Raw genomic sequence first — 14,080 nt, forward strand, 5'->3', positions numbered from 1 at the left:
AGAGAAGACCGTTAGGACTTATGAATTCCAATGATCCAAAGAGTGGAATCGCCCCCTCACAATGGTCGGCGGCATATCGGTCGCCACATGAGAAACAGCTTTGCTGAGGTGGCTCCCTCCCTCCGTCCCAATGCTCAAAAATAAATGTTTTTGATGCAAAGGAGGAAAAAACTATGTTAGCACCAAGTATTTTTGAAGAAAATCTATTTGACAATCTTTTTAATTTCCCTGATTTCAGAGAACAGAATAACATGGAGCGTAAGCTCTATGGAAGACATGCCGACAGGCTGATGAAGACTGATGTTAAGGAAGAGGACAATCAGTATGAAGTAAGCATCGACCTTCCTGGTTTTGCCAAAGAGGATATCAGCCTTGAATTAAATGATGGATATCTTACCATCAGCGCTTCGAAGGACATGAACAATGATAAGAGTGATAAGAAGGGCAGACTAATAAGGCAGGAGCGGTACTCAGGATCCATGCAGCGTAGCTTCTATGTTGGAGAGCAGGTCACAGAAGATGATGTAAAGGCATCCTTCAAACACGGAGTTCTCACGCTGATGATTCCTAAAAAGGAACAGCCTAAGCTTCCTGAAAAGAAGCATATTCAGATAGCATGAAAAGATAAGGCATCTTCTCATAGATAAACTCCTAAATCCAGAACCACTTTCGTTTCAGGAAGTCGGTTCTGGATTTTTTTAATTTTGGTATGTACTAGAAATGTACATATCTTTTTTGTTTTAAGTTTAAATTCTTAATATCTGTTCTGTCTGGAATTAATATCTGCACGGTAATTTGGTTAACATAACGAATGAAAACCAAAATTCTTTGTGTAATAAGTTCACAAAATTTTAATATTCGATTAGTGCAAGTATACAAAACATACAATGAATAGCAATTTTTGGTTGACCCAAGCAATAAATGTGCATAATATATTAACAAAGTTAATACATTAACAACAGAAACAAATCAATGGGGGCGTTAGTGAATTGGATAACAATCCGATAATCAATAACAGCGATATGAATGAAGCTCACAGAGCGCAGTTATTGAAGATTATTCATCAAAAGGAATTACAAAACGAAATATGTTCCAGGGCAGAGCTTGCGAAAATGACGGGACTCACCCAGGCATCCATAACCAAGATAGTTGCATCTCTTATTGAGAGTGGAATTGTGTTAGAGACGGGTATTATCAAGGGGAGCGGAAACAGGCGTGCGATCGGACTTAAGCTTAATTCTGAGAAGAACTGTGTGATTGGGGTCAAGTTTTCAAGATATATGTACACAGTTGGTTTGTTTGATATATCAGGTAAGTTCTACAAACAGAGTGAAGTCGAGTTTGACATTACGGATGATCCGAAGATAGTCCTTAAGGATATGAAGAAGCTGATCCGTGAGTATCTTGATAAAAACGAGAACGTTGTGGCAATAGGGATGGCGGTTCCGGGGCCTTATCTTAAAAATGAAGGGCACATAGCTGTTGTGTCACACATGATGTCGTGGCACGATGTAAATTTCCTTAAGGAATTTGAGAATGAATTCGATAAGCCATTTTTCATAGAACAGGATGCAAACGCCGGAGCCATGGCAGAGTGGTGGTTTGGTAATCATAAAAAGCCCATGAATACACTTGCATACTTCCTAATGGGAGAGGGTGTAGGTTCCGGAATAGTTGAGAATGAGAAGCTTTTATTTGGAAAACAGGGTGCAGCAAGTGAGGTTGGACATATTAGTATAGACTATCGTGGACCCAGATGTGAATGTGGCAATTACGGATGCCTTGAGCTTTACTGCTCTACACGGGTAATGCTTGCAAGAGCAAAGGAAGCTTTGCCATCAATTTTTACTGATAAAAAGCACAAGAGAATTGATGATTACGATGTGATATTCGAGGCTGCAAGAAAAGGCGATGGCGCCATACTCGATATCATGAAGGAAATGGCCCAGTACATAGCCTATGGCTGCGTTACCTTAATAAATGCATATAATCCCGACATCATAGTAATAGGCGATGTCATTTCGAAAGCGGGTGATATTTTATTACCGCAGATAAAAAGAATAGTTGAGGAGAGAACCATTCCTGAGCTGTTTTCACAGGTCGACATTATGATGTCCGAATTAAGTGTTGACCCTACACTTTATGGAGCAGCAGCGATTGCTACTGACAGAGTACTGGGAAAACCCAGTGAATATCTTACGGCAAAATAATTCAGGATATGAATTCCTGATATTTTAGCGATATAAGGGGAGGTTAAAGGCGGCAATGAAAGAAAATCCTTTAATTCTTGAAATGCGAGGAATTACAAAGGTGTTTCCCGGGGTTAAGGCACTTTCAGATGTAACACTCGAAGTCAAAAGAGACTCAATTCACTCGATATGTGGTGAAAATGGTGCCGGTAAATCCACGTTGATGAAGGTATTGTCCGGTGTATATCCTTATGGGACATATAGTGGTCAGATCATCTTTGACGGGCGGGAGATGAAATTCCGTAATATCAAGGAATCCGAGCAGACAGGAATTGCAATTATTCATCAGGAACTTACGATGATTCCGGAATTGTCAATCACAGAGAATATTTTCATGGGAAATGAGCTGACAAATGGCGGACTTATCGACTGGACAGAGCAGCGAAGAAGGACAGTGGAGCTTCTTGACAAGGTAGGGCTGAATATCAGTCCTGATACGCTTATTAAGAACCTGGGTGTAGGACAGCAGCAGCTTGTTGAGATAGCGAAGGCACTTTCCAAAAATGTTAAGCTTCTCATACTTGATGAGCCTACATCAGCACTTAATGAGGATGATTCGGCCAATCTTCTTGAACTCATGAGAGGTCTTAAGGAGAAGGGCATCACCTGTATCATGATATCTCACAAACTTAATGAGATTGCGGCGATATCTGATGCGGTTACGGTTATCCGTGACGGACAGACTGTTGAAAGCTATGAAGTAGTAGCCGGACAGGTGGATGAGAACAAGATCATCAGGTCGATGGTAGGTCGTTCGATTGAAAACAGATATCCGGAGCACAAGTCCAATCCGGGAGAGGTCATTTTCGAAGTATCAAACTGGAATATTGAGGATCCTGCTGTCAAGGGCAGGATGGTCTGCAAAAACTCTTCATTTTATGTACGCTCAGGTGAAGTCGTAGGATTTGCGGGACTCATGGGAGCAGGAAGAACAGAGCTCATGCGTTCAATTTTCGGGCAAAACTACGGAATCTATAAATCAGGAACAATCAAAATAAAGGGAAAGAAAGTTAAGCTGAAGACCGTTCAGGAGGCCATAAAGCATGGAATAGCTTATGTGCCTGAGGATCGTAAGAATCTGGGACTTAACCTTTTGGACAGCATCAGAAAAACCATAGTTTCAGCTAACATGGACAAGATTCTGACAAACGGACTTCTGGATTCGACAAAAGAGCTTAAGGCATCTGAGGAGTACAGAAAGGCGCTTCAAATCAAATGCAAGGACGTAGGAGTTGGAGTAAGCACTTTATCAGGTGGTAATCAGCAGAAGGTAGTTCTATCAAAATGGATGTTTACAGAGCCGGATGTGCTGATACTTGATGAGCCTACAAGAGGTATTGACGTAGGTGCAAAATATGAGATTTACAAGCTGATACATGAACTTGCCGATCAGGGGAAGGCAGTCATAATGGTTTCTTCAGAACTTCCTGAGCTATTAGGGGTAGCAGACAGGATATATACAATTTTTGAAGGAGCTATCACAGGGGAATTGAGAGCTGAGGAAGCTGATCAGGAAGCACTAATGAAGCGAATGACAGTTACATCCGCTTAACAACAAATAGGGAAGAGGTTTAAAGTCATGAAATATATTAAGCAGGTTTTAGGGGAAGACCTTCGTCAGTACACCATGGTTCTGGCACTGGCTGTGCTGATTGTTGTATTCAATGTTATATCTGATGGAAGAATGCTCACTTCTTCCAATTTCCAGAATCTTTTATCAGGTAATGCTTACGTCCTTATTCTGGCGCTTGGCATGCTGATGGTTATCGTAATAGGTCAGATTGATCTGTCAGTTGGTAGTGTTGCCGGTTTCTCCGGAATGGTAATGGCTAAGGCAGCAAGTGAATTAAATCTTCCTTGGTATCTGGCAGTGCTCATTGCACTTGCAATCGGAGCACTTGTTGGTGCCTGGAACGGATTTTTCCTTGCAAAGCTCGGTATTCCGGGATTCATCACAACACTTGGAAGTATGATGATGTTCAGAGGTGCAGTTATCTGGATATCTCAGTCCATCTCAGTTCCTGCACCTGAAGAACTCAGATTTTTCGGAGCAGGCTACATGCCTGAGTGGGGACCCAAATCTACGGGAATGAATAATTCAACGCTTGTTTTGGGAATAATCGGTATTATCGCTCTTATAATCGTTGAAGTCAGAAAGTACAAAAATTCCGGACAGATCGCCGGTGCAAAGCAGCCTTTATGGGTTGTAGTAGCAAGAACAGTTCTGATTTCTCTGATAATAGCTTACTTTACCTGGCTCTATGGAACAGGAAGAGAGGGAACTTCCTTCCCGATACCGGGACTGATTCTCCTTATTCTTGTTATCGTTTATCACATTATTACACAGAAAACCAGATTTGGTCGCCACATCTATGCAGTAGGTGGAAATAAGAGTGCAGCAGCTCTTTCAGGTGTAAATGTGAGCCGCACATATTTCCTTACAATGATGAACATGTCCATGCTTGCAGCAGTTGCCGGAATTCTTTTCGTAGGAAGATCTACAGCTGCAGGTCCTGCAGATGGTAATCAGTGGGAGATGGACGCTATTGCATCAGTATTCATCGGCGGTGCAGCTGTTTCAGGTGGTGTTGGAACCATCATTGCAACCATGGTCGGTGGTATGGTTATGGCAGTTCTTAACAACGGACTTATGCTCATGGGCGTAGGTGCTGATAAGACACAGGTTATAAAAGGCCTTGTCCTTCTTATTGCCGTAGCATTTGATGTTTACAACAAGAAGGTAGGAAAAGCTTCTATTATAGGAAGACTCTTCCCTTCAAAGGAAGCAGCAAAGAACTGAGGATAAACAGGAATCTGTAAATTTGTAAGGCGTATCCGGCAGGTAGCGCTGCCTGCCGGCCTTAAATAGAAAAAAGGTTATATTTACCAAGGAGGAAAGTTATGCAAAAGAAAAAGATTATGGCAATGATGCTGTCTGTAGTTCTTACAGCAACTACACTTACAGCATGTAGTTCAGCTCGCGAGGGCTCATCAAGTTCATCTGATGAAAAGAAATCAGAAGCTACAACAGAAACAGCTACTGAAGCTGAGTCAACTGAGGAAGCAGCTGATACAACAGAAGCTACAGAATCTACAGAAGAGACTGCTTCAGATTCAGAGGCAGAGGCAACTCCTGCAGCTACAGAGGGCTTTGAGGAAGGTGCTACCATCGGCGTTTCACTTCCCTGGCTTGGAACTCAGAACTGGAAAGAAGCTGAGACAATGTTCAAAGAAGAGCTTGAAAAAGCAGGATATAAGCCTTTAGTTCAGGCAGCTGACCAGAAGGTTCCTCAGCAGCAACAGCAGATCGAGTCAATGATCGAGAACGGCGCTAAGGTTATCGTTGTAGGTCCTATCGATGGAACACAGCTTGGTAGCGTACTTGAGCAGGCTAAGGATGCAGGCGTTTATGTAATCGGTTATGACCGCCTCATCGAGAACACAGAAGCAGTTGACGGCGTAGTTCAGTTCGGTAGTGTTCGTACCGGTGAATTACAGGGACAGGCACTCCTTGACGGTCTTAAGAAAGAAAAAGGCGAAGGCCCTTACAACATCGAGCTTTTCGGTGGCGGCCCTGCTGATCCTAATGCTCCTAACTTCTTCAAAGGTGCTATGTCAGTTCTTCAGCCTGAAATTGATGCAGGTAATATCGTTGTAGTATCCGGTCAGACAGAATTCACACAGTGTGCTACAGAGGACTGGGACAATGCTAAAGCTCAGAAGCGTATGGATTCACTTCTTGCAGGTAACTACTCTGATAAAGAGATCGACGGTGTTCTTTCTCCTAACGATGGCATCGCAAGAGCAATCGTAACAGCTTGTGAGGATGCAGGTCAGCCTAATCCTGTAGTTACAGGTCTTGATGCAGAGAACGAGTCAGTTGAATGGGTATGGCAGGGCAAGCAGTACTGCACAGTTGCTAAGCCTACACAGGATCTTGTTGCTAAGTCAATCGAGATCATCAACGACCTTAGAGATGGTAAGGGAATGCCCGCTACAGATGTAACAACAGACAACGGCAAGAAGGAAGTTCCGATCTACGAGCTTGATCCTACAGTTGTTACAAAGGACAACGCTAAGGAAGTTTTCGCAAACGATCCTGATCGTATGGCCCTTATGGACTAATAGTTTTTGTCATAAAAATATGAGTGGTACAGGTGTGTAAATGCCTGTACCATTTTTTTTGAATCTCTTCCTAAAAACAAATCAATAAACATAAAACCAAATGAATATTGTGTTAGAGATGGTGGAAAAGAAGCATAATACAGACATAAGGAAAACACAAACAACCATACACCAGTTAAGCGAGGAGGAAGAGCCATGAGATTTAACGATGTTCAGGATACAAGAAAAGCAGAAGTAAGAAAAGAGCAGAGAGATGCAGCTGTTCAGAAGATATATTCACAGCTTTTGGAGAGACTTTCCTGTGTAAATATGTGTAACAGAAAAGCTATAATGGCATTTGGTGCAACATTTACTATCTGATTAGAAGGAGAAAATCGCTATGGCAGAGAAGATTGTTCAGACAGCAGGCAGAGATCAGCTTGGGAGTTTTGCTCCGGAGTTTGCTCATTTCAATGATGATATCCTTTTTGGTGAGAACTGGAATAATGAGGATATTGACCTAAAGACCAGAAGCATCATTACTGTGGTTGCGCTCATGGCACAGGGTCTTACAGATATTTCTTTTAAACATCATCTTGAGAATGCCAAGAAAAATGGTGTTACCCAAAAAGAGATCGCAGCTGTGATAACGCACGCAGCATTCTATTCAGGATGGCCTAAAGCCTGGGCAGCATTTCGAATGGCAAAGGAAGTATATGAAGCTAACTAAATGGAATAATGAATATGGATTAATGAGGAAATCCGGATTCTTGTCACGTAGAATCCGGATTTTATTTGTATGAAGAAAAGTGTTTCTTCTTCTGAAGAAAGGGCAGGAGCATTTTCATGCGATCAGAATAAAGCCAGTATAGAGTCCTGTCATAGACCATATTGAAAGTATGGTCCTGGATATAGGCAATCTGCTCCGGGGTGATGTTATAAGAAATCTGTTTCTTCATACTATTTACCACGAATAATCAGATCCAGAACAACTGCGCACAAATGAGAGCAACGGCGGCTATGATTATGCTGCCTGCTGCGATAATCTTTGTCCGTATGGTAGAAACGTCTGTATATCTGCCGTTATATTCAATAGTATCTATTATTTTTGGCTTTTTAGCGTTTATATATCTCGATTTTTCCATAATACGTTCCCTCATAAACCAAAATGACTGGGACGGTTTCTTACTCAGTCTTTTGGTTTTGACAATATTAAACCTAAAATGTGTACAAAGTTAGGATTTGGGATAAAAGATTTATAAAATATTATAAAGAAACATTATTATGCACACATGAGAATTTATAGAATTTTAATAATTTCAGAGTGAAAAATGACGTTTTTGTCATCTTATTTAAAAATCCCAAAACAATGCAAAATCTTTAAAAATCATGACGTATGTGTCATGACGCGTCAATAGTATAGAGGATTCTTGAAATGATATTTACCAGACTAGTCAATTGAGCCTTTTTATGAGGTTTTAATGTCAAAAAGCTGTAGATGCGATTTTTAACATTGTAATAGTAGAATTATGAGTGTTCCGTTTCTTAAAAAGTCATAGAGAGCATTTTAGTATAGGGGCCATATTTCACTACCGATTTTTTCCAAATAGGAAGTTGTTATTTGCCGTTCCGGTCATATATCTTTCTAGGTCCTCTGGTTAATATATTTTTAAAGCTTCATGGGGATGTATTAGTACGCCATGAACAGAAAAGGGGACTTAAATTAATGATAAGATGTAATATGTGTGACGTAGAGATGTTTACTGCAAGCATTGACAGCGTTCATCCGGGGTATCTTCCGGTGATGCTTGTAAACAGGGAGAAGGGACTCTTTGCAACTGAATACAAAAGTGAGCTCTTATGCTATGTGTGTCCGGAGTGTGGTCATATAGAGCTATATGCAAAGGATCCTAAAAAGCTTAGGGGGAAGATGATAGGAAAATGACGCAGCAAGGAATATCTGAAGATAATATATTGGGCATCCGTATTGGAATGGAAAAGAGAGATGTGCTTAGACTCCTTGAAGATTCTGATATTCTGGATATGGACGATATGAAAAACGGATATACCTGGGTTAAATGCTGGATACGTCCATTTGGACAGAGGATCCTTTGCTCAATCTGTTTTAAGGATGGGCTTGTGGTGGAGATTGACCTGTACCCTTATATTAACGAAATATCCTGTGATGAGTCGTGGGCAGATGCCAGCGAGGAACAGATGGAAAAAGATAAGGTATTCTGCGAATCCTGGATAAAGAAATATAAAACACAGCTGCCAGATAATGCCGAAGTCTGTGTTGATAGAAGGAGCCTTTCAGCAGGGATAATAATCAGGTAAAGCAGTCCGTATCCTTGAAATAGGTTTTATGCAGACTTAAGACTAATTCACAATTCATATAGATGTTCACAAAAAATAAACACAAATACCAGATAATAGAAGAGGTAAATCATGTCTGACAGCAGATATACGGCTATATTCATAAATTTTGAAGGTGCTGACCGGGATATCCTTACAAGGCAGCTTAAGATGCTAAAGGAAAGGTTTCGTGCCCATGTGATACTAATTGGTTCTTCAGATGATGACAGGGATCTTCTTGATAAGAACGGAGCTCTGTTTGAGGAAGAGATTACACCTGGAGATAGCGATATCACAGATACCGTCATTGCATTTTGCAAACAGAAGCATATAGATATGAAAGAAGCCATGTATATAGGTAAGCTGGGTGATGGTGACAGCCGTCTAAAGGAATCCGGATTCGATGTAAAGGATCCTGTTAAGATGGCCGAATCCTACAAAAAGGCGATGGACATGTTGCAGAATATGGTTTCCCCAATAATCAAAAAATAACAGGAGATAATGGTATGAATATTTCAGAAAAAGACTGGAAGCTTTTCCGGAACGACCTTCCAAATTGGCAGGAAAGATATATGGAAAAACTTGTTGAAGAATATAAGGAAATATTGAGCGATGACAGAAATGCATCGGACAAATACTGGGCGCTTGAAGCACGTTTAAAGGCAGACAAGAGAAATCCAGGGGTCCTCATAACTGACATAAGCAGGTCGAATTTCTATGACCATCTTGTATCGCTTGTAAGATATAAGGTCATAACAATGGACGATCTTAATGACTATAGTGAGGAGACTAAGGAAGTGGTCAGAAGAATAACCGGCTGACATGGGGATGATGAGATGGAATCAGAAAAAGAGATAATAAAGCTTCGGCCGCACCATCTTCTGTGCACCCAGGGATACAGCGGAAAAGGTTATGATGAGAAATTTGTTCTCAATATGACTTATATGACAGCCAGGATGAGAGAAGACCCTGAACTTAAAGTGCAGATAGTATTTTCGACAGATGACCTTTGCAGGTTCTGTCCAAGAAAAAGAGGAGAGGGAATCTGCGTGGATGATGACAAGGTTCTGGCATTTGATGCAGGCGTAGTAAAGCTCCTTGAGCTTGAAGAAAAAACATATAGCTATCAGGAGCTTATAAGAGCAGTCCATGAAAAGATGACTTCTGAGAAGATGCGGGAAATCTGCGGATGCTGTGAATGGTTTCACATGAGCGCATGTGAGAAGAATATCCTTTCGGGGAAATATCTTCTGAATGTGAAATAAGTGCCGTTATTTTGCTAATTTTTAAATGTTTTTCCATGAAAGACTGGACTATAATCTACTTTGTAAGGAACACTTACAGGAGGAGAACAATAATGACACCTAAAATTTGGTTGTTAATCGTACTAATTACAAATCCTAAAAATCGGAGATGCTTATATTGAACACCTCCGATTTTACCGTTTTATTTAACCTTTACACTCTTAGATTTGCTCCACTTGGAGTATATCTTTTCTCCGCCAGATTTCTTATATGTTCGGATTCTGACATAGTATTTTTTCTTAGACGTAAATTTCTTTATAGTCTTTGATGTCCTCTTAGTCTTGCCAATATTAACAGTCTTAACATCTTTCTTAAAAGCCTTATCTGTGCTGTACTGAATTTCATAACCCTTGATGTCTTTAGCGGTCAGCTTTTTCCATGAAATCGTAATGGATTTCTTTCCTGCCTTAAGCTTTGAAATAGAAGTATTTTTCTGTTTTTTGTTGATATTCTCAGCCTTTTCTTCCGCATTTTTTGCTGCAGTGGAATCTTCAGCTGCTACCTGCTTTGAAGAATCTGTTGCTGTATCAGTTGGCTTTGTCTGTTCTGTAGGGTCAGTTGGTTTAGCTGGATCTGCAGGGTCTGTAGGCGTTGTCGGATCTGTAGGTGTTGAAGGTTCAGGTGAAGAACTACCGGATTTATCCTTCCAAATAGCTTTGATTGTAGTATTGGCTGTGACTGTAATCTTTGCACCTACCGCACCTTTATCCCATTTATCGAATTCTTTGCCTTTAGGAGCTATAAATGTGCATGCCGGCAATGTGTAATATGATCCCTGCTCAACAGATATTCTTTTCATGGTTCCGCTTCCGCCATTTGGATCGAAGCCTACTGTGCACATGGGTTTTTCAGGCTCTGAAGTGGCATAATCAGGATCTATTTCAAAAACTGCTTGAATTTCAACATCTGAATCTGTAAGAATAAGAGTATCATTGGTTATTGTCGCTTTACCTGATATAATCTTCCATTCTTTGAACTTGGATCCTTTACATGTTGTCTTATAAAGATTAAACTTTGCCCCTTTGATACCCCAGTCTGTTTTGCTGATTTCCCTGGGATCCAGGCTGGCAAAACCTCCCCCACCGGTATAAGACAGGGTAACATTGTACCTACCTGGTATATCCTTTAACTTTATCTTCACAGAATCAGAGTTTGCGCAGCTGTTCAGATCACTTGACATGGTTCTGATAACAAATTCGTTGTTTGTCAAAAAAAACTTTACAGTAGAACCTGCTTCAATTCTTGAAGGAGAGCTGTAATACTCAGCAATCAAATCCGATGACACAGCCCTGAAAGATACGTATGTGTTTTTACCTTCAACTCTTTTTCCTACAATATAATCCTTTGCCATAGGTGTTTTCTTGCTGATAGTCGTTGAATACTCAGAAATTTTTAATTTGGAATTCTTTTTATAATCACTTATGTATGCCTTACTTGAAGAAAGTGTAATGGGTTCGGATGAATATAAAACATACAAAGTCATCTTCCCCAGCTGGTTATAGTTCCAGCATCCTTTGTAATCAATAGTTTCATTTGCCTTAAGCGAAACATTCTGAAAGGTTCCAAGGCGCGGGTTGTCTAAGTTAGAGTCGGAAATATACCCGTAAAAAAAGATTTTATCTTTGCTTCCATTTTGGCTGTTTGCTATCATGCAGGCATAATAACCTTCTGATATTGTTTTGAAGTGAACATGATCTCCTTCGAATCGAACCTCAGTCGCTGCTTCATTTGATGCCGCTTTGGATACAATGGATGAACACCCAAACACAGAAAAAATACACATCATGGATGTGATGAAAAGTAAGAGAGTTTCTTTGATTGTCTTCATAAGTTTTTCCCCTAAAACTTTTTTCTTCCCCTCAAATAACGATTATACTACACAGAAAGGGAATCAAAAAGAGACATTTGCTAATACGACTAATGCGGAATCAGATTACATATTAGTCATTTGTCTATTGAAATAATTAATGGATGGCGATAAAATATGACTAATCAGGAATTGCATTCCATATTAGTCGAATTTGCTTAAGGAGCAATGGCATGGATTATATTAAAAGAGCTATTGAAGAAGTGGTTGAGCACTCAGCAAAAACTTTTAAGTGCATATTAGTAACAGGCGCAAGACAAACAGGAAAATCGACTTTGGTGAAGCATCTGTATTCAGATATAAAGCAGGTTTCCTTTGATGATCCTTTTGTTGAGGAACAGGCAAAGAATAATCCGGAGATGTTCTTATCACTAAACGAACCGCCTGTCTTTTTAGATGAAATTCAATATGTGCCATCTTTATTTAGATATATAAAACAAAGCAGTGATAATAGTGATTCAAAGGGATTATTCTATCTTTCAGGATCACAGCCATTTAAACTGATGGAACTGGCATCTGATTCATTAGCCGGTCGAGTAGCAATTATCGAATTGCCGCCTTTATCGCTTAGAGAAATCATGAAAAGTAATTATACAAGTCCTTTTCTTCCAACAATGGAATATGTACAGGACAGAAATAAAGAGGCTATAAAGCCATCTAATATATGGAAAATAATCCACCGGGGCGGGTACCCTGAAATGCAAGATCCCGACATGGATTGGGCGATGTTTTTTTCGAGTTATGTAAAGACTTATTTAGAACGTGATGTTAGAGAATTAGCTGCTGTACAGGATTTAGATGCATTTCGCAGATTTATGGTTGCATGTGCTGCCAGAACCGGTCAGATGCTTAATTATGCAAATATTGCAGATGAAGTCGGTAAGGATGCTAATACTATAAAGAATTGGATTTCTATTTTAGAGGCTTCCGGTATTGTATATATACTTGAACCATACGCTAATAGTGCACTTAAACGTGCAATCAAAACTCCAAAGCTTTACTTTAGGGATACCGGACTGGCTGCATACCTCACAAGATGGCTTACTCCCGAAACTTTAGCGACAGGGGCAATGAGTGGGGAGTTTTTTGAAACCTTTGTGATTTCAGAGATCCTAAAAAGCTATTCTAATAGGGGATTAGATTATCGTTATTTTGTATCTTACTACAGAGGAAAAGATAAGAAAAAAATCAAAAAAAATGGTGCAGAAACTTATGAAGAAGCAGGGATTGACTTTATAATCGAGCAGGATGGCGTTTTATATCCTATTGAAATCAAACAAAGCGCTAACGTTTCAGCTGATATGACATCTGCATTTCAAATCCTTGATAAGATACCGGAAAAGAAAAGGGGCACAGGCGCAGTTATATGTATGTGTTCCATGCCAGGTTCGCTGAGAGAAAATGTACTTCAAATTCCATATTGGTTTATTTAAAAAATGGCTACTGTTCAATCTGCATGCAAGATGAACAGTAATAAGGTAAATGACTATCCTTAAGGCTTTCAGTGATGAAACAAAACAATAATTCATAAATGTAAAACGGAAGGCAGCTATATATCGTGGCAAGAGAACTGACTGATGAAGAATTGAAAAGGAAGCTCCTTTTGATTTTCTTGTTCACTGCAGAGATATCCAGGATTCTATTTCTACCATAACAGGAGATGATCCATCATCCTCCAATCCAAATAAAATGTTTAACACAGGAAATAACAGTGAAAATGCTTTTGAGTCATGGGTAGCTCAAAAGTATTTTTATGATGTATCAGCGAGAAAACTCCTTCCGACATAGTCGGTGGGGGATGAATCGCTGACCCTCAGCGCTTTGCTTTGCAGTATCGTCCTGTTCTTTCATATTTTCTTTTGTGGTCATCCGTGCGCTGGCTTTCTATATATTTTTTCACTGTCTCAAGTGAAACGGATCCGGTTGTGGCGCAAAAATAACTCCTGCTCCAGAAAAGAGCATCTCCCCACAGATATTTTTCTATATGTTCACGGTATTTGATCCTGACTTCTTTAGAGAGCTGGGACTTTAAGGTGTTGATCAGTTTTACCGGAGCGACATCCGGAGGCATGGAGATAAGCATGTGTATATGATCCTCATCTGTCTCAGCAGAAAGCATATCGCAGTTCATCCTTCCACACAGATAAGCGGCGTGATTTTTCATGAAATCCCCCATCTCATTGGTTATCACCTTTTTCCTG

Annotated in this window: 15 protein-coding genes and 1 pseudogene; 13 read left to right on the plus strand and 3 right to left on the minus strand. The window is 40.1% G+C overall.

Going from position 1 to position 14,080, the window contains the following annotated elements; all coding sequences use genetic code 11:
* The first annotated feature begins 173 nt into the window (after nucleotides 1–173).
* The 7 genes and pseudogenes from G610_RS0105605 to G610_RS0105635 form a co-directional block, all read left to right on the plus strand.
* Nucleotides 174–620 (plus strand): Hsp20/alpha crystallin family protein, encoded by a 447-nt coding sequence (locus G610_RS0105605; RefSeq protein WP_026524004.1) that lies wholly within the window; start codon nucleotides 174–176, stop codon nucleotides 618–620.
* A 369-nt stretch (nucleotides 621–989) separates the two neighbouring features.
* Entirely contained in the window at nucleotides 990–2,210 is a 1,221-nt protein-coding gene (locus tag G610_RS0105610; protein WP_026524005.1) for an ROK family transcriptional regulator, read from the plus strand.
* A 55-nt stretch (nucleotides 2,211–2,265) separates the two neighbouring features.
* A complete protein-coding gene (locus G610_RS0105615) occupies nucleotides 2,266–3,801 on the plus strand; it encodes a sugar ABC transporter ATP-binding protein (RefSeq protein ID WP_026524006.1) in 1,536 nt (511 codons plus the stop codon).
* Between the two features lie 27 nt (nucleotides 3,802–3,828).
* The gene (locus tag G610_RS19865) at nucleotides 3,829–5,049 is read left to right on the plus strand and encodes a sugar ABC transporter permease (RefSeq protein ID WP_035793555.1); all 1,221 of its coding nucleotides are present in this window, start codon (nucleotides 3,829–3,831) and stop codon (nucleotides 5,047–5,049) included.
* Between the two features lie 101 nt (nucleotides 5,050–5,150).
* Nucleotides 5,151–6,374, plus strand: a complete 1,224-nt coding sequence (locus G610_RS19870; RefSeq protein ID WP_026524007.1) for a substrate-binding domain-containing protein — start codon at nucleotides 5,151–5,153, stop codon at nucleotides 6,372–6,374.
* A 195-nt stretch (nucleotides 6,375–6,569) separates the two neighbouring features.
* The gene (locus tag G610_RS22990; protein ID WP_155830966.1) at nucleotides 6,570–6,734 is read left to right on the plus strand and encodes a hypothetical protein; all 165 of its coding nucleotides are present in this window, start codon (nucleotides 6,570–6,572) and stop codon (nucleotides 6,732–6,734) included.
* A gap of 19 nt (nucleotides 6,735–6,753) precedes the next feature.
* Nucleotides 6,754–7,077, plus strand: a pseudogene (locus G610_RS0105635) (carboxymuconolactone decarboxylase family protein); the annotation flags it as partial.
* Between the two features lie 253 nt (nucleotides 7,078–7,330).
* Here G610_RS0105635 and G610_RS23000 read toward each other — a convergent pair.
* Nucleotides 7,331–7,498, minus strand: coding sequence for a hypothetical protein (locus G610_RS23000; RefSeq protein ID WP_155830968.1), 168 nt, complete (start codon nucleotides 7,496–7,498; stop codon nucleotides 7,331–7,333).
* A 581-nt stretch (nucleotides 7,499–8,079) separates the two neighbouring features.
* Between G610_RS23000 and G610_RS0105650 the strand changes: the two genes are divergently transcribed.
* The 5 genes from G610_RS0105650 to G610_RS0105670 all read left to right on the plus strand — a co-directional run bounded on the left by G610_RS0105650 (nucleotide 8,080) and on the right by G610_RS0105670 (nucleotide 9,973).
* Nucleotides 8,080–8,298, plus strand: coding sequence for a hypothetical protein (locus G610_RS0105650; RefSeq protein WP_051197687.1), 219 nt, complete (start codon nucleotides 8,080–8,082; stop codon nucleotides 8,296–8,298).
* Nucleotides 8,295–8,690: a hypothetical protein gene (locus G610_RS0105655; protein ID WP_026524010.1), complete on the plus strand. Its 396-nt coding sequence runs from the start codon at nucleotides 8,295–8,297 to the stop codon at nucleotides 8,688–8,690. The genes G610_RS0105650 and G610_RS0105655 overlap by 4 nt, the downstream gene beginning before the upstream one ends.
* A 111-nt stretch (nucleotides 8,691–8,801) precedes the next feature.
* Nucleotides 8,802–9,200, plus strand: coding sequence for a hypothetical protein (locus G610_RS0105660; protein WP_026524011.1), 399 nt, complete (start codon nucleotides 8,802–8,804; stop codon nucleotides 9,198–9,200).
* 14 nt (nucleotides 9,201–9,214) lie between these two features.
* A complete protein-coding gene (locus G610_RS0105665) occupies nucleotides 9,215–9,529 on the plus strand; it encodes a hypothetical protein (RefSeq protein WP_026524012.1) in 315 nt (104 codons plus the stop codon).
* Between the two features lie 15 nt (nucleotides 9,530–9,544).
* Nucleotides 9,545–9,973: a DUF1284 domain-containing protein gene (locus G610_RS0105670; protein WP_051197689.1), complete on the plus strand. Its 429-nt coding sequence runs from the start codon at nucleotides 9,545–9,547 to the stop codon at nucleotides 9,971–9,973.
* A gap of 181 nt (nucleotides 9,974–10,154) precedes the next feature.
* On the opposite strand, the gene G610_RS23745 is transcribed toward G610_RS0105670, so the two are convergent.
* Entirely contained in the window at nucleotides 10,155–11,840 is a 1,686-nt protein-coding gene (locus G610_RS23745) for a fibronectin type III domain-containing protein (RefSeq protein WP_026524014.1), read from the minus strand.
* 212 nt (nucleotides 11,841–12,052) lie between these two features.
* On the opposite strand from G610_RS23745, the gene G610_RS0105680 reads away from it, so the two are divergent.
* Nucleotides 12,053–13,312, plus strand: a complete 1,260-nt coding sequence (locus tag G610_RS0105680; protein WP_026524015.1) for an ATP-binding protein — start codon at nucleotides 12,053–12,055, stop codon at nucleotides 13,310–13,312.
* Between the two features lie 380 nt (nucleotides 13,313–13,692).
* On the opposite strand, the gene tnpA is transcribed toward G610_RS0105680, so the two are convergent.
* Nucleotides 13,693–14,080: IS200/IS605 family transposase (gene tnpA, locus G610_RS19875; protein WP_081667258.1), on the minus strand; the 388-nt coding region annotated here is incomplete at its 5' end.

It is taken from the genome of Butyrivibrio sp. MB2005, from assembly GCF_000424285.1.
Classification (GTDB): Bacteria; Bacillota; Clostridia; order Lachnospirales; family Lachnospiraceae; genus Butyrivibrio.